This window comes from Streptomyces sp. NPDC015532 (assembly GCF_043078065.1).
Classification (GTDB): domain Bacteria; phylum Actinomycetota; class Actinomycetes; order Streptomycetales; family Streptomycetaceae; genus Streptomyces.
Genome location: NZ_JBIBSY010000015.1, coordinates 1 through 15,345, shown reverse-complemented (window position 1 = coordinate 15,345; position 15,345 = coordinate 1). Strand labels below are relative to the sequence as shown.

The window sequence follows — 15,345 nt, the reverse complement described above, 5'->3', positions numbered from 1 at the left end:
CTTCACCGCGGGCCCCCCCCGCGGGCCCCCGGGGGGGGGGGCCCGCGCCCCCCGCCCCCCCCCCCCCCGGGGGGGGCCCCCCCCCCCCCGCCCCCCCCCCCCCGGGCGCCACGTTTCTGCTGAGCTGTCCTAAGGGATTCAGCCCTCGTCGTGGGCGACCGCGCGGCGCGCGTCCGCGTCCAGGACGCCCCAGCTGATGAGCTGCTCGGTCAGGACCGAGGGGGACTGGTCGTAGATCACGGCGAGGGTGCGCAGGTCGTCCTGGCGGATCGACAGCACCTTGCCGTTGTAGTCGCCGCGCTGCGACTGGATCGTCGCCGCGTAGCGCTGGAGCGGGCCCGCCTTCTCGGCCGGCACGTGCGCGAGCCGCTCCAGGTCGAGGACCAGCTTCGGCGGCGGCTCGGCGGCCCCGCCCGGAGTGGTGCCGGGCAGCAGCTCCTGGACCGGAACCCCGTAGAAGTCCGCCAGCTCGGCGAGACGCTGCACGGTGACGGCGCGGTCGCCGCGCTCGTACGAACCGACCACGACCGCCTTCCAGCGGCCCTGCGACTTCTCCTCCACGCCATGGAGGGAAAGGCCCTGCTGGGTGCGGATGGCGCGGAGCTTGGCCCCGAGCTGTTTGGCGTATTCGCTGGACATATAGCTCCCCGGACGCTGTATCAACGTGCGGCTCCGCCGCGCGGCTGGTGACTCACTGTGAGGTTACGCAGCGTTACTCTCCCCCGTCAAGCCGAAGGATTTCCGACCGGTCCCCGCACGGGTGTCACCGGGGGTGGCTCAAAGGGGGGTGATCAGGTCCGTTGCCGGGCTGGTACCGTTGATGGCGCAAATCCGACGTCCTTTAATGATCCGTCCCGTGAGGCGGAGAAGGAGGTCCGTTTCTTATGGACACCGAGCACGACAAGCAGCAGTACGAAGCCGACGCACGGCCCGTTCTGGAGGCACCCGACATCGCGCGGGTGCTGACCCGCATCGCCCACGAGATCGTCGAACGCGCCAAGGGCGCCGACGACGTGGTGCTCCTCGGCATCCCGACCCGAGGCGTCTTTCTGGCCCGCAGGCTGGCCGAGAAGCTCGAAGAGATCACCGACCGCAAGATCCCGGTCGGCTCCCTCGACATCACCATGTACCGCGACGACCTGCGCATGCACCCGCCCCGTGCGCTGGCCCGCACCGAGATCCCCGGTGACGGCATCGACGGCCGCCTCGTCGTCCTCGTCGACGACGTGCTCTTCTCCGGCCGCACCATCCGTGCCGCGCTCGACGCGCTGAACGACATCGGCCGGCCGCGCGCCGTGCAGCTCGCCGTCCTCGTCGACCGGGGCCACCGCGAACTGCCCATCCGCGCCGACTACGTCGGCAAGAACCTCCCCACGTCGTTGCGGGAGACGGTCAAGGTCCAGCTCGCCGAGGAGGACGGTCGCGACACCGTGCTGCTCGGTGCCAAGCGGACCTCCCCGGGCGAGCGCCAGTAGCACTCCGGCCCGTGCCGCGACGTGCGCTCCCGCGCGCCCGCATGCCCGAATCCTCCCTGAACTTCCCTACGGAGCCTGACAGATGCAGCGTCATCTCATCTCGGCCGCCGACCTCACCCGCGACGACGCCGTCCTGATCCTCGACACCGCCGAGGAGATGGCCCGGGTCGCCGACCGGCCGATCAAGAAACTGCCGACCCTGCGCGGCCGCACGATCGTCAACCTCTTCTTCGAGGACTCGACCCGCACCCGGATCTCCTTCGAGGCCGCCGAGAAGCGCCTCTCCGCGGACGTCATCAACTTCACCGCCAAGGGGTCGAGCGTCTCCAAGGGCGAGTCCCTCAAGGACACCGCCCAGACCCTGGAGGCGATGGGCGTCGACGCCGTCGTCATCCGGCACGGCGCCTCCGGAGCCCCCTACCGGCTCGCCACCTCCGACTGGATCGACGCCGTCGTCATCAACGCGGGCGACGGCACCCACCAGCACCCCACGCAGGCCCTGCTCGACGCCTTCACCATGCGCCGCCGGCTCGTCGGCCGGGACGCCGGGATCGGCCAGGACCTGTCCGGCAAGCGCATCACGATCGTCGGCGACGTCCTGCACAGCCGCGTCGCCCGCTCCAACGTCGACCTGCTGCACACCCTCGGCGCCGAGGTCACCCTCGTCGCGCCGCCCACCCTGGTGCCGGTCGGCGTGGAGGCCTGGCCCTGCGAGATCTCGTACGACCTCGACAGCACCCTCTCCAAGTCCGACGCCGTGATGATGCTGCGCGTGCAGCGCGAGCGGATGAACGCGGCGTTCTTCCCCACCGAGCGCGAGTACTCGCGTCGCTACGGGCTCGACGGCGACCGCATGGCGAAAATGCCGGAGCACGCCATCGTGATGCACCCCGGTCCGATGGTCCGCGGCATGGAGATCACCGCGGAGGTCGCCGACTCCGAGCGCTGCACCGTCGTCGAGCAGGTCGCCAACGGTGTCTCCATCCGCATGGCCGTCCTGTACCTGCTCCTGGGCGGCAACGAGCCCGCCGTCACCCACACCCGTACCGAGGAGAAGTAAGAACATGAGCAAGATCCTTATCCGAGGTGCGAGGGTGCTCGGCGGCGAGCCGCAGGACGTCCTGATCGACGGCGAGGTGATCGAGGCCGTCGGCACCGGGCTGTCCGCCGAGGGCGCGGAGGTCGTCGAGGCCGACGGCAAGGTGCTGCTGCCGGGTCTGGTCGACCTGCACACCCATCTGCGCGAGCCCGGCCGCGAGGACTCCGAGACCGTGCTGACCGGCACCCGCGCCGCGGCGAGCGGCGGCTTCACGGCCGTGTTCGCCATGGCCAACACCTTCCCCGTCGCCGACACCGCCGGTGTGGTCGAGCAGGTCTACCGGCTCGGCCAGGAGCACGGCTACTGCGACGTGCAGCCCATCGGCGCCGTCACCGTCGGCCTGGAGGGCAAGAAGCTCGCCGAGCTGGGAGCCATGCACGAGTCCGCCGCCGGTGTCACGGTCTTCTCCGACGACGGCAAGTGCGTCGACGACGCGGTGATCATGCGGCGCGCGCTGGAGTACGTGAAGGCCTTCGGCGGCGTGGTCGCCCAGCACGCCCAGGAGCCCCGCCTCACCGAGGGCGCCCAGATGAACGAGGGCGTCGTCTCCGCCGAACTCGGTCTCGGCGGCTGGCCCGCGGTGGCCGAGGAGTCGATCATCGCCCGGGACGTCCTGCTCGCCGAGCACGTCGGTTCCCGCGTCCACATCTGCCACCTGTCGACCGCCGGCTCCGTCGAGATCGTCCGCTGGGCCAAGTCCCGGGGCATCGACGTCACCGCCGAGGTCACCCCGCACCACCTGCTCCTCACCGACGAACTGGTGCGGTCGTACAACCCGGTCTACAAGGTCAACCCGCCGCTGCGCACCGAGCGGGACGTCATGGCGCTGCGCGAGGCCCTCGCCGACGGCACGATCGACATCGTCGCCACCGACCACGCGCCGCACCCGCACGAGGACAAGGACTGCGAGTGGGCCGCCGCCGCCATGGGCATGGTCGGCCTGGAGACCGCGCTGTCCGTCGTCCAGCAGACGATGGTCGAGACCGGACTGCTCGACTGGGCCGGCGTCGCCGACCGCATGTCCGTGAAGCCCGCCGCGATCGGCCGGGCCACCGGTCACGGACGTCCCGTCTCGGCAGGTGAGCCCGCCAACCTCACGCTCGTCGACACGGCATACCGTGGGACCGTGGACCCCGCTGGCTTCGCCTCGCGCAGCCGCAACACCCCCTACGAGGGCCGTGAGCTGCCGGGCCGGGTCACCCACACCTGGCTGCGGGGCAAGGCCACCCTCGTCGACGGGAAGCTCGCGTGACACCTCTCCTCTCCATCGCCGCCGCACAGAAGTCCGCGGAAGTGACCGACTGGTCCGCCCGGATCGGCTGGCTCGTCGGCCTCGCGCTCTTCGTCGCGCTCGTCTACTGGCTGATGCGCGAGGGCTGGAAGTGGCGCGGCACCCTCCAGGGCGACCTGCCCGGGCTTCCCGACGCGCCGGAAGACCCCGGCCCGGCCAGACTGAGCATGAGCGGCCGCTACCACGGCTCCACCACCGCCGGGCAGTGGCTCGACCGCATCGTGGCGCACGGCCTGGGTACCCGCAGCCGGGTCGAGCTCACCCTGACGGACGCGGGACTGGACGTCGTACGTCCCGGGGCCGACGACTTCTTCATCCCGGCCTCGCAGCTGCGCGAGGCCCGGCTCGACAAGGGCATCGCGGGCAAGGTCCTCACCGAGGGCGGACTCCTCGTCGTCACCTGGGCGCACGGCGACAGGCTCCTCGACTCCGGATTCCGCTCGGACCGCGCGGCCGAGCACAACGAATGGGCCGACACCCTGAACGGCATGATCAACAAGACGGAAACGGAAGGCGCACGATGACGACCTCCACTCAGGGGAACGCCGCACAGAAGGAAAAGGCGCTTCCCGCCGTACTCGTCCTGGAGGACGGCCGGGTCTTCCACGGCCGTTCCTACGGGGCCGTGGGGGAGACCTTCGGCGAAGCGGTGTTCTCCACCGGCATGACCGGCTACCAGGAGACCCTCACCGACCCGTCGTACCACCGCCAGGTCGTCGTGATGACCGCCCCGCACGTCGGCAACACCGGCGTCAACGACGAGGACCCCGAGTCGCAGCGGATCTGGGTCGCCGGATACGTCGTCCGCGACCCCGCGCGCGTGCCCTCCAACTGGCGCTCCCGGCGCTCCCTGGACGAGGAACTGCGCAACCAGGGCGTCGTCGGCATCAGCGGCATCGACACCCGCGCCCTCACCCGCCACCTGCGGGAGCGCGGCGCCATGCGCGTCGGCATCTTCGCCGGCAACGCGCTGCCCGACGCGGGCACCATGCTCGCCCAGGTGCGCCAGGCGCCCGAGATGAAGGGCGCGAACCTCGCCGCCGAGGTCGCCACCAAGGAGACGTACGTCGTCCCCGCGATCGGCACGAAGAAGTTCACCGTCGCCGCCGTCGACCTCGGCATCAAGGGCATGACCCCGCACCGGATGGCCGAACGCGGCATCGAGGTGCACGTGCTGCCCGCGACGGCCACCGCCGAGGACATCTACGCCGTGAACCCGGACGGCGTCTTCTTCTCCAACGGCCCCGGTGACCCGGCGACCGCCGACGGTCCCGTCGCCGTCATGAAGGAGGTCCTCGCCCGCAGGACCCCGCTCTTCGGCATCTGCTTCGGCAACCAGATCCTCGGCCGCGCCCTCGGCTTCGGCACGTACAAGCTGAAGTACGGCCACCGCGGCATCAACCAGCCCGTGCAGGACCGTACGACCGGCAAGGTCGAGGTCACCGCGCACAACCACGGCTTCGCCGTCGACGCCCCGCTCGACGAGGTCTCCCAGACCCCCTTCGGCCGCGCCGAGGTCTCCCACGTCTGCCTCAACGACAACGTGGTGGAGGGCCTCCACCTGCTCGACCAGCCGGCCTTCAGCGTCCAGTACCACCCCGAAGCGGCGGCAGGACCGCACGACGCCGCCTACCTGTTCGACCGCTTCGTATCTCTGATGGAGGGCCAGCGTGCCTAAGCGCACCGATATCCAGTCCGTCCTGGTCATCGGCTCCGGCCCGATCGTCATCGGCCAGGCCGCCGAGTTCGACTACTCCGGCACCCAGGCGTGCCGCGTCCTGCGTGCCGAGGGCCTGCGGGTCATCCTCGTCAACTCCAACCCGGCGACGATCATGACCGACCCGGAGATCGCCGACGCCACCTACGTCGAGCCGATCACCCCCGAGTTCGTCGAGAAGATCATCGCCAAGGAGCGCCCCGACGTCCTGCTGCCGACGCTCGGCGGCCAGACGGCCCTCAACACCGCGATCTCCATGCACGAGCAGGGTGTGCTGGAGAAGTACGGCGTCGAACTCATCGGCGCCAACATCGAGGCCATCAACAAGGGCGAGGACCGCGACCTCTTCAAGGGCGTCGTCGAGGCCGTGCGCCAGAAGATCGGCCACGGCGAGTCCGCCCGGTCCGTCATCTGCCACACCATGGACGACGTGATCGCGGGCGTCGACACGCTCGGCGGCTACCCCGTCGTCGTCCGCCCCTCCTTCACCATGGGCGGCGCCGGCTCCGGCTTCGCCCACGACGAGGACGAACTGCGCCGGATCGCCGGCCAGGGCCTCACGCTCTCCCCGACCACCGAGGTGCTCCTGGAAGAGTCCATCCTCGGCTGGAAGGAGTACGAGCTGGAGCTGATGCGCGACAAGAACGACAACGTCGTGGTCGTCTGCTCCATCGAGAACTTCGACCCGATGGGCGTCCACACCGGCGACTCCATCACCGTCGCCCCGGCCATGACGCTGACCGACCGTGAGTACCAGCGGCTGCGCGACATCGGCATCGCGATCATCCGTGAGGTCGGCGTCGACACCGGCGGCTGCAACATCCAGTTCGCGGTCAACCCCGAGGACGGCCGCATCATCGTCATCGAGATGAACCCGCGCGTCTCGCGGTCCTCGGCCCTCGCCTCCAAGGCGACCGGCTTCCCCATCGCCAAGATCGCGGCCAAGCTCGCCGTCGGCTACACGCTCGACGAGATCCCGAACGACATCACCGAGAAGACCCCGGCGTCCTTCGAGCCGACCCTCGACTACGTCGTCGTGAAGGCCCCGCGCTTCGCCTTCGAGAAGTTCCCGTCCGCCGACTCCACCCTCACCACCACCATGAAGTCGGTCGGCGAGGCCATGGCGATCGGCCGCAACTTCACCGAGGCGCTGCAGAAGGCGCTGCGCTCGCTGGAGAAGAAGGGCAGCCAGTTCACCTTCGTCGGCGAGCCCGGCGACAAGGCCGAGCTGCTGCGCGAGGCCGTCCGGCCCACCGACGGCCGCATCAACACCGTCATGCAGGCCATCCGCGCGGGCGCCACGCAGGAGGAGGTCTTCGAGTTCACGAAGATCGACCCGTGGTTCGTCGACCAGCTGTTCCTGATCAAGGAGATCGCGGACGAGCTGGCCGCCGCCGACAAGCTCGGCCCCGAGCTGCTCGCCGAGGCCAAGCGGCACGGCTTCTCCGACGCCCAGATCGCCGAGATCCGCGGGCTGCGCGAGGACGTCGTCCGCGAGGTGCGGCACGCGCTGGGCGTACGCCCGGTCTACAAGACGGTCGACACCTGCGCCGCCGAGTTCGCCGCCAACACGCCGTACTTCTACTCCTCCTACGACGAGGAGACCGAGGTCGCCCGGCGCGAGAAGCCCGCGGTGATCATCCTGGGCTCCGGCCCGAACCGCATCGGCCAGGGCATCGAGTTCGACTACTCCTGCGTCCACGCCTCCTTCGCGCTCAGCGACGCGGGCTACGAGACCGTGATGGTCAACTGCAACCCCGAGACGGTCTCCACGGACTACGACACCTCCGACCGCCTGTACTTCGAGCCGCTGACGCTGGAAGACGTGCTGGAGATCGTCCACGCGGAGTCGCTGGCCGGTCCGATCGCCGGTGTCATCGTGCAGCTCGGCGGCCAGACCCCGCTGGGGCTGTCGCAGGCGCTCAAGGACAACGGCGTGCCGATCGTGGGCACCCCGCCCGAGGCCATCCACGCCGCCGAGGACCGCGGCGCCTTCGGACGGGTCCTCGCGGAGGCGGGTCTGCCGGCCCCCAAGCACGGCACCGCCACCACCTTCACCGAGGCCAAGGCCATCGCCGACGAGATCGGCTACCCCGTCCTGGTGCGCCCCTCGTACGTCCTCGGCGGACGCGGCATGGAGATCGTCTACGACGAGACCCGGCTTGCCTCCTACATCGCCGAGTCCACCGAGATCAGCCCCTCCCGGCCGGTCCTGGTCGACCGGTTCCTCGACGACGCGATCGAGATCGACGTCGACGCGCTGTACGACGGCGAGGAGCTCTACCTCGGCGGCGTCATGGAGCACATCGAGGAGGCCGGCATCCACTCCGGCGACTCGGCGTGCGCGCTGCCGCCGATCACCCTCGGCGGGTTCGACATCAAGCGGCTGCGCGCCTCGACCGAGGCCATCGCCAAGGGCGTCGGCGTCCGCGGCCTGATCAACATCCAGTTCGCGATGGCCGGCGACATCCTCTACGTCCTCGAGGCCAACCCGCGCGCCTCGCGCACCGTCCCCTTCACCTCGAAGGCGACCGCGGTGCCGCTCGCGAAGGCCGCCGCCCGCATCTCGCTGGGCGCGACCGTCGCCGAGCTGCGCGCCGAGGGCCTGCTCCCGGCGAACGGCGACGGCGGAACGCTGCCGCTCGACGCGCCGATCTCCGTCAAGGAGGCCGTCATGCCGTGGTCGCGCTTCCGCGACATCCACGGCCGCGGCGTCGACACGGTGCTCGGCCCGGAGATGCGCTCCACCGGCGAGGTCATGGGCATCGACTCGGTCTTCGGCACCGCGTACGCCAAGTCGCAGGCCGGCGCCTACGGCCCGCTGCCCACCAAGGGCCGCGCCTTCATCTCGGTCGCCAACCGCGACAAGCGCTCGATGATCTTCCCGGCGCGGGAACTCGTCGCCCACGGCTTCGAGCTGATGGCCACCTCCGGCACGGCCGAGGTGCTCAAGCGCAACGGCATCAACGCCACGGTCGTGCGCAAGCAGAGCGAGGGCGAGGGCCCGAACGGCGAGAAGACCATCGTCCAGCTCATCCACGACGGCGAGGTCGACCTCATCGTCAACACGCCGTACGGCACCGGCGGCCGTCTCGACGGCTACGAGATCCGCACGGCGGCCGTGGCCCGCTCGGTCCCGTGCCTGACGACGGTGCAGGCGCTCGCCGCCGCCGTCCAGGGCATCGACGCGCTCAACCACGGCGACGTGGGTGTGCGCTCGCTCCAGGAACACGCCGAGCATCTGACCGCGGCGCGCGACTAGCGGCCCCAGGGGGACACCGGAAACGGTGTCCCCCTCTTCATGCGGCCCCCCGCCCCTTCAAGCGGCGCCCCTCACCGGGCACTTTCGAGGACACGATCATGTACAAGCTGTTCTTCAACCTCGTCTTCAAGCGGATGGACCCGGAGCAGGCCCACCATCTCGCCTTCCGCTGGATCCGGCTCGTCGCCCGCGTCCCCGTCCTGCGCACCTTCGTCGCCGCCGCGCTCGCGCCCCGCCACAAGGAACTGCGCACCGAGGCGCTCGGCCTGCGGATGCACGGGCCCTTCGGCCTCGCGGCGGGCTTCGACAAGAACGCCGTGGCCATCGACGGGATGTCGATGCTCGGCTTCGACCACATCGAGATCGGCACCGTCACCGGGGAGCCGCAGCCGGGCAACCCCAGGAAGCGGCTGTTCCGCCTCGTGCAGGACCGCGCGCTGATCAACCGCATGGGATTCAACAACGAGGGTTCCGCGGCCGTCTCCGAGCGCCTGGCGGCCCGTACGCCCGTGTTCAGGACCGTCGTGGGCGTCAACATCGGCAAGACCAAGACCGTCCCCGAGGCGGAAGCCGTCGGCGACTACGTCAAGTCCGCCGAACGCCTCGCCCGGCACGCCGACTACCTCGTCGTGAACGTGTCGTCCCCGAACACCCCGGGGCTGCGGAACCTCCAGGCGACCGAGGCGCTGCGGCCGCTGCTCAGCGCCGTGCGCGAGGCCGCCGACCGCGCCGTCACCGACCGGCGCGTCCCGCTGCTCGTCAAGATCGCGCCCGACCTCGCCGACGAGGACATCGACGCGGTCGCGGACCTCGCCGTCGAGCTCGGCCTGGACGGGATCATCGCCACGAACACGACCATCGCCCGCGAGGGACTCGGGCTGACGTCCGACCCCTCCCTGGTGAAGGAGACCGGCGGTCTGTCCGGCGCGCCGCTCAAGGCGCGCTCCCTGGAGGTGCTGCGCCGCCTCTACGCGCGCGTGGGCGACCGGATCACCCTGGTGGGCGTCGGCGGCGTCGAGAACGCCGAGGACGCCTGGCAGCGCATCCTGGCCGGCGCCACGCTGGTCCAGGGCTACAGCGCCTTCATCTACGAGGGCCCCTTCTGGGGCCGTGCCATCCACAAGGGTCTCGCCGCCCGTCTGCGGACGAGCCCGTACGCCACCCTCGCCGACGCGGTCGGCGCCGACGTGAGGACATCCGTATGAGCCTGGAACCCTTCGGCGCGCGCCTTCGCCGCGCCATGGACGAGCGCGGCCCCCTGTGCGTGGGCATCGACCCGCACGCGTCCCTGCTCGCCGACTGGGGGCTCGGCGACGACATCGCGGGCCTGGAGCGCTTCAGCCGTACGGTGGTCGAGGCGCTCGCCGAGCGGGTCGCCGTCCTCAAGCCGCAGAGCGCGTTCTTCGAGCGGTTCGGCTCGCGCGGGATCGCCGTCCTGGAGAAGTCGGTCGAACAGGCGCGGGCGGCCGGCGCGCTGGTCGTGATGGACGCCAAACGCGGCGACATCGGCTCGACCATGGCCGCGTACGCCGAGACCTTCCTGCGCAAGGACGCGCCGCTCTTCTCGGACGCGCTGACCGTGTCGCCGTATCTCGGCTACGGCTCGCTGAAGCCCGCGGTGGAGCTGGCGCGCGAGAGCGGGGCCGGGCTCTTCGTCCTCGCGCTCACCTCCAACCCGGAGGGCGGCGAGGTGCAGCACGCCATCCGGGCGGACGGGCGCAGCGTCGGGGCGACGATGCTCGGGCACCTGGCCGCCGAGAACGCGGACGAGACACCGCTCGGCTCCTTCGGGGCGGTCGTCGGCGCCACCCTGGGCGATCTCTCCTCCTACGATCTGGACATCAACGGCCCGCTCCTCGCGCCCGGTATCGGCGCGCAGGGGGCGACCGCGGCCGATCTGGCGGGTGTCTTCGGGGCCGCCGTGCGCAACGTCGTCCCGAACGTGAGCCGGGGTGTTCTGCGTCACGGTCCCGACGTCATGGCGCTGCGTGAGTCGGCCGAGGGGTTCGCGGAGGAGATCAGGGCGGCCGTGGCGGCCGCCTGAGAGCTCCGACACCCGTTCGAGAGTCCTCCGGCGAGTGCCGTCCGGGCTCCCCGAGTCTGCATACATTCTCAAATCCGGGGAGTTATGTCGTAAATGTCGGGCTCCAGGGAGGCTGACCAGGACTTTTCCTCTGTTCTCGCTGACTCCGGCGCACTTGCCCGCTAGTCTCCGTCGAGTGGGAGCACCTCCCGCGCTGTCAAGGCGGCGGGGGAGGGACGGGCGAGCGTGTTGCCCATGGCTCCCAGGTGTGGGGCGACTAGGTTCCTCACCGGTCCGTATCCGACAGTTCGACATCCGAGGTGACGTAGGCGTGGCTCTTCCGCCCCTTACCCCTGAACAGCGCGCAGCCGCGCTCGAAAAGGCCGCCGCGGCTCGCCGGGAGCGGGCCGAGGTCAAGAATCGACTCAAGCACTCCGGCGCCTCTCTTCACGAGGTCATCAAGCAGGGCCAGGAGAACGACGTCATCGGCAAGATGAAGGTCTCCGCTCTCCTGGAGTCGCTGCCGGGCGTGGGCAAGGTCCGCGCCAAGCAGATCATGGAGCGACTCGGGATCTCCGAGAGCCGCCGCGTTCGCGGTCTCGGCTCGAACCAGATCGCCTCTTTGGAGCGCGAGTTCGGCGGTTCCGGCGCCTGAGTCCTGGACACACCAGGATTGCTGGAATAATCGCTGTATGGCTGTAACACCCCGGGGGACGACCCCCGTACCCCCGGACGTACGTCCGCGGCTGACCGTGCTCTCCGGCCCCTCAGGGGTCGGCAAGAGCACGGTCGTCGCTCATATGCGCAAAGCGCACCCCGAGGTCTGGCTCTCGGTGTCGGCGACGACCCGCAAGCCTCGCCCCGGCGAGAAGCACGGAGTCCACTATTTCTTCGTCACCGACGACGAGATGGACAAGCTGATCGCCAACGGCGAGCTCCTGGAGTGGGCCGAGTTCGCCGGCAACCGCTACGGCACTCCACGTGCCGCGGTCCTGGAGCACCTGGAGTCGGGTGTGCCGGTCCTCCTGGAGATCGACCTCCAGGGAGCCCGGCAGGTCCGCGAGTCCATGCGGGACGCGCTGCTCGTGTTCCTGGCCCCGCCCTCCTGGGAGGAGCTGGTGCGCAGGCTCACCGGACGAGGCACCGAACCGCCGGAGGTGATCGAGCGCCGCCTGGAAGCGGCCAAGATCGAACTGGCCGCCGAGCCGGAGTTCGATGTCACCCTGGTCAACACCTCCGTCGAGGACGTGGCGCGTGAGCTGCTAGCCTTGGTGGCAGTTGTTTGATCTTTCAGGTCAATTTCCACCATTCGGAAGGCAGAGCGTGTCCTCTTCCATCACTGCTCCCGAGGGCATCATCAACCCTCCGATCGACGAGCTTCTCGAGGCCACCGACTCGAAGTACAGCCTGGTGATCTACGCGGCCAAGCGCGCCCGCCAGATCAACGCGTACTACTCGCAGCTCGGCGAGGGCCTCCTCGAGTACGTCGGTCCGCTCGTCGACACCCACGTCCACGAGAAGCCGCTGTCGATCGCCCTGCGCGAGATCAACGCGGGTCTGCTGACCTCCGAGGCCGTCGAGGGCCCCGCTCAGTAGTCGTTCAATCGCTCATCCCAGGCCCGGCGGCGCGACTGCCGGGCCTGTGGTGTGTCATGGAGTCGTAGATTTCCGAGCCCGGGGAGAGACGGTGGACAAGCCGAAGGTCGTTCTGGGGGTCAGCGGTGGCATCGCCGCGTACAAGGCCTGTGAGCTGCTGCGACGACTGACGGAGTCGGGGCACGACGTACGTGTCGTGCCCACCGCCTCCGCGCTGAACTTCGTCGGCGCCGCCACCTGGTCCGCCCTCTCGGGCCACCCCGTGTCCACCGAGGTCTGGTCGGACGTCCACGAGGTCCCGCACGTCCGCATCGGGCAGCACGCCGACCTCGTGGTGGTCGCCCCCGCGACGGCCGACATGCTCGCCAAGGCCGCCCACGGGCTGGCCGACGACCTCCTCACCAACACGCTGCTCACCGCCCGCTGTCCGGTCGTCTTCGCGCCCGCCATGCACACCGAGATGTGGGAGCACCCGGCGACGCAGGAGAACGTGGCGACGCTGCGGCGGCGCGGCGCCCTCGTCATCGAGCCCGCCGTGGGACGTCTGACCGGCGTCGACACCGGCAAGGGACGGCTGCCCGACCCGGGAGAGATCTTCGAGGTCTGCCGCCGTGTCCTCGCCCGCGGGATCACCGAGCCGGATCTCGCCGGACGGCACGTCGTCGTCAGCGCCGGCGGTACCCGCGAGCCCCTCGACCCGGTCCGCTTCCTCGGCAACCGTTCCTCCGGCAAGCAGGGGTACGCGCTCGCCCGGACCGCGGCCGCGCGCGGCGCCAGGGTCACCCTGATCGCCGCGAACACGGGTCTGGCGGACCCGGCCGGGGTCGACGTGGTCCAGGTCGGCACCGCCGTGCAGATGCGGGAAGCCGTGCTGAAGGCGTCCCCGGACGCCGACGCGGTGGTGATGGCGGCCGCGGTGGCGGATTTCCGCCCCCAGGCGTACGCGGCCGGGAAGATCAAGAAGAAGGACGGCAAGGAACCGGAGCCGATCGTTCTGGTCCGCAATCCGGACATCCTCGCGGAGATCTCCGCGGACCGCGCCCGCCCCGGCCAGGTCGTGGTGGGTTTCGCGGCCGAGACCGACGACGTCCTGTCCAACGGACGGACCAAACTGGAGCGCAAAGGCTGTGATCTCCTGGTGGTGAACGAGGTGGGGGAGCGCAAGACCTTCGGTTCCGAGGAGAACGAGGCGGTGGTGCTCGGAGCCGACGGAAGTGAGACCCCGGTGCCCTACGGACCCAAGGAAGCACTGGCCGAGACGGTGTGGGACCTGGTGACACGCCGACTCGTGTGAAAGCTCATCCGTCACACCCGTCACCACAAAGCCCGCGAAATCGGGCGTGGCGACCCTGGCGGAGAGCCCTGACGATGGCGGAGAATGCCCGTGCCGCAGGTCACAGGCCTTCCGAGAGGCGAGACAGGGGTCCCGCGGCCGAGTGCGACCGATAAACTGTTCTCGGACGACGCCGGGCGCAGCCCCCGACCCGTCCACCCATGATCAGCCAGCAGCCGCTGCAACCACAGGGAGCGTTGTGTCCCGTCGCCTGTTCACCTCGGAGTCCGTGACCGAGGGCCACCCCGACAAGATCGCTGACCAGATCAGCGACACCATTCTCGATGCCCTCCTGCGTGAGGACCCGACATCCCGGGTCGCCGTGGAGACGCTCATCACCACCGGCCTGGTGCACGTGGCCGGAGAGGTCACGACCAAGGCGTACGCGCCGATCGCCCAGCTCGTCCGCGACAAGATCCTGGAGATCGGCTACGACTCCTCGAAGAAGGGCTTCGACGGAGCGTCCTGCGGGGTGTCGGTGTCGATCGGGTCCCAGTCCCCGGACATCGCGCAGGGTGTCGACACGGCGTACGAGTCCCGTGTCGAGGGCGACGAGGACGAGCTGGACAAGCAGGGCGCCGGCGACCAGGGCCTGATGTTCGGGTACGCGACGGACGAGACCCCGAACCTGATGCCGCTCCCGATCCACCTCGCGCACCGGCTCGCCCGCCGGCTGTCCGACGTCCGCAAGAACGGGACCATCCCGTACCTGCGCCCCGACGGCAAGACCCAGGTCACCATCGAGTACGACGGCGACAAGGCGGTCCGTCTGGACACCGTCGTCGTGTCCTCGCAGCACGCCTCGGACATCGACCTGGACTCCCTGCTCGCTCCCGACATCCGCGAGTTCGTGGTGGAGCCGGAGCTGAAGGCCCTCCTCGACGACGGCATCAAGCTGGAGACCGAGGGTTACCGCCTGCTGGTGAACCCGACCGGCCGCTTCGAGATCGGCGGCCCGATGGGCGACGCCGGCCTCACCGGCCGCAAGATCATCATCGACACGTACGGCGGCATGGCCCGCCACGGCGGCGGCGCCTTCTCCGGCAAGGACCCGTCCAAGGTCGACCGCTCCGCCGCCTACGCGATGCGCTGGGTCGCGAAGAACGTCGTCGCCGCGGGCCTCGCCTCGCGCTGCGAGGTCCAGGTCGCCTACGCGATCGGCAAGGCCGAGCCGGTGGGTCTGTTCGTCGAGACCTTCGGCACCGCCAAGGTCGACGCGGAGAAGATCGAGACCGCCATCACGGACGTCTTCGACCTCCGCCCGGCGGCCATCATCCGCGACCTCGACCTGCTCCGCCCGATCTACTCCCAGACCGCCGCCTACGGCCACTTCGGCCGTGAGCTGCCCGACTTCACGTGGGAGCGGACGGACCGGGTGGACGCGCTGCGCAAGGCCGCGGGCCTGTAGCCCGCGAACGTTTCGTCGCAGCCGTGGGGGCCCGCCCCCCCCGGGGGGGGGGGGGGGGCCGGGGGGCGGGGAACCCACAACGCGGGGCGGGAAAAACGTGGGCGGTGCGGGGCGGGGGTGGTAAGCAGTCGGTGTGCCGGG

14 protein-coding genes are annotated in these 15,345 nt (G+C 70.2%); 13 read left to right on the top strand and 1 reads right to left on the bottom strand.

Translation table 11 applies throughout. From position 1 onward, the window contains the following. Nucleotides 1-138: 138 nt before the first annotated feature. A complete protein-coding gene (gene bldD / locus ACF07B_RS33475) occupies nucleotides 139-639 on the bottom strand; it encodes a transcriptional regulator BldD (protein WP_037621142.1) in 501 nt (166 codons plus the stop codon). Nucleotides 640-884: 245 nt separating this feature from the next. Between bldD and pyrR the strand changes: the two genes are divergently transcribed. The 13 genes from pyrR (at nucleotide 885) to metK (ending at nucleotide 15,204) form a co-directional block, all read left to right on the top strand. After that, entirely contained in the window at nucleotides 885-1,475 is a 591-nt protein-coding gene (gene pyrR / locus ACF07B_RS33470; protein WP_362404768.1) for a bifunctional pyr operon transcriptional regulator/uracil phosphoribosyltransferase PyrR, read from the top strand. Nucleotides 1,476-1,557: 82 nt separating this feature from the next. After that, a complete protein-coding gene (locus ACF07B_RS33465) occupies nucleotides 1,558-2,535 on the top strand; it encodes an aspartate carbamoyltransferase catalytic subunit (protein WP_362404765.1) in 978 nt (325 codons plus the stop codon). Nucleotides 2,536-2,539: 4 nt separating this feature from the next. Then, nucleotides 2,540-3,826 carry a dihydroorotase gene (locus tag ACF07B_RS33460; protein ID WP_103549724.1) on the top strand — a complete coding sequence of 429 codons (1,287 nt, stop codon included), beginning with the start codon at nucleotides 2,540-2,542 and terminating at the stop codon, nucleotides 3,824-3,826. Then, the gene (locus ACF07B_RS33455; RefSeq protein WP_369486050.1) at nucleotides 3,823-4,389 is read left to right on the top strand and encodes a hypothetical protein; all 567 of its coding nucleotides are present in this window, start codon (nucleotides 3,823-3,825) and stop codon (nucleotides 4,387-4,389) included. Before ACF07B_RS33460 ends, ACF07B_RS33455 begins: the two co-directional genes overlap by 4 nt. Next, a complete protein-coding gene (gene carA / locus ACF07B_RS33450) occupies nucleotides 4,386-5,543 on the top strand; it encodes a glutamine-hydrolyzing carbamoyl-phosphate synthase small subunit (protein WP_392181712.1) in 1,158 nt (385 codons plus the stop codon). The genes ACF07B_RS33455 and carA overlap by 4 nt, the downstream gene beginning before the upstream one ends. Beyond that, the gene (carB, locus tag ACF07B_RS33445; RefSeq protein WP_369486048.1) at nucleotides 5,536-8,844 is read left to right on the top strand and encodes a carbamoyl-phosphate synthase large subunit; all 3,309 of its coding nucleotides are present in this window, start codon (nucleotides 5,536-5,538) and stop codon (nucleotides 8,842-8,844) included. The genes carA and carB overlap by 8 nt, the downstream gene beginning before the upstream one ends. Nucleotides 8,845-8,942: 98 nt before the next feature. After that, nucleotides 8,943-10,049: a quinone-dependent dihydroorotate dehydrogenase gene (locus ACF07B_RS33440; protein WP_392181711.1), complete on the top strand. Its 1,107-nt coding sequence runs from the start codon at nucleotides 8,943-8,945 to the stop codon at nucleotides 10,047-10,049. After that, nucleotides 10,046-10,888, top strand: a complete 843-nt coding sequence (gene pyrF / locus ACF07B_RS33435) for an orotidine-5'-phosphate decarboxylase (RefSeq protein WP_384239377.1) — start codon at nucleotides 10,046-10,048, stop codon at nucleotides 10,886-10,888. Before ACF07B_RS33440 ends, pyrF begins: the two co-directional genes overlap by 4 nt. Before the next feature lie 310 nt (nucleotides 10,889-11,198). After that, on the top strand, nucleotides 11,199-11,522 hold the full coding sequence (locus ACF07B_RS33430; protein WP_016638838.1) for an integration host factor: 324 nt from the start codon (nucleotides 11,199-11,201) through the stop codon (nucleotides 11,520-11,522). Nucleotides 11,523-11,559: 37 nt separating this feature from the next. Next, nucleotides 11,560-12,153: a guanylate kinase gene (gene gmk, locus ACF07B_RS33425; protein WP_362404749.1), complete on the top strand. Its 594-nt coding sequence runs from the start codon at nucleotides 11,560-11,562 to the stop codon at nucleotides 12,151-12,153. A gap of 37 nt (nucleotides 12,154-12,190) precedes the next feature. Next, a complete protein-coding gene (gene rpoZ, locus ACF07B_RS33420; protein ID WP_003982715.1) occupies nucleotides 12,191-12,463 on the top strand; it encodes a DNA-directed RNA polymerase subunit omega in 273 nt (90 codons plus the stop codon). A gap of 91 nt (nucleotides 12,464-12,554) precedes the next feature. Continuing rightward, entirely contained in the window at nucleotides 12,555-13,757 is a 1,203-nt protein-coding gene (gene coaBC, locus ACF07B_RS33415) for a bifunctional phosphopantothenoylcysteine decarboxylase/phosphopantothenate--cysteine ligase CoaBC (RefSeq protein ID WP_384239374.1), read from the top strand. A 238-nt stretch (nucleotides 13,758-13,995) separates the two neighbouring features. Beyond that, on the top strand, nucleotides 13,996-15,204 hold the full coding sequence (gene metK, locus ACF07B_RS33410) for a methionine adenosyltransferase (protein ID WP_362404743.1): 1,209 nt from the start codon (nucleotides 13,996-13,998) through the stop codon (nucleotides 15,202-15,204). The last annotated feature ends 141 nt before the right edge of the window (nucleotides 15,205-15,345 follow it).

Bases quoted from the DNA above. Each gene is read 5' to 3' on its own strand.
- bldD (WP_037621142.1), bottom strand. From the start codon at position 639: ATGTCCAGCGAATACGCCAAACAGCTCGGGGCCAAGCTCCGCGCCATC.
- pyrR (WP_362404768.1), top strand. From the start codon at position 885: ATGGACACCGAGCACGACAAGCAGCAGTACGAAGCCGACGCACGGCCC.
- ACF07B_RS33465 (WP_362404765.1), top strand. From the start codon at position 1,558: ATGCAGCGTCATCTCATCTCGGCCGCCGACCTCACCCGCGACGACGCC.
- ACF07B_RS33460 (WP_103549724.1), top strand. From the start codon at position 2,540: ATGAGCAAGATCCTTATCCGAGGTGCGAGGGTGCTCGGCGGCGAGCCG.
- carA (WP_392181712.1), top strand. From the start codon at position 4,386: ATGACGACCTCCACTCAGGGGAACGCCGCACAGAAGGAAAAGGCGCTT.
- ACF07B_RS33440 (WP_392181711.1), top strand. From the start codon at position 8,943: ATGTACAAGCTGTTCTTCAACCTCGTCTTCAAGCGGATGGACCCGGAG.
- pyrF (WP_384239377.1), top strand. From the start codon at position 10,046: ATGAGCCTGGAACCCTTCGGCGCGCGCCTTCGCCGCGCCATGGACGAG.
- gmk (WP_362404749.1), top strand. From the start codon at position 11,560: ATGGCTGTAACACCCCGGGGGACGACCCCCGTACCCCCGGACGTACGT.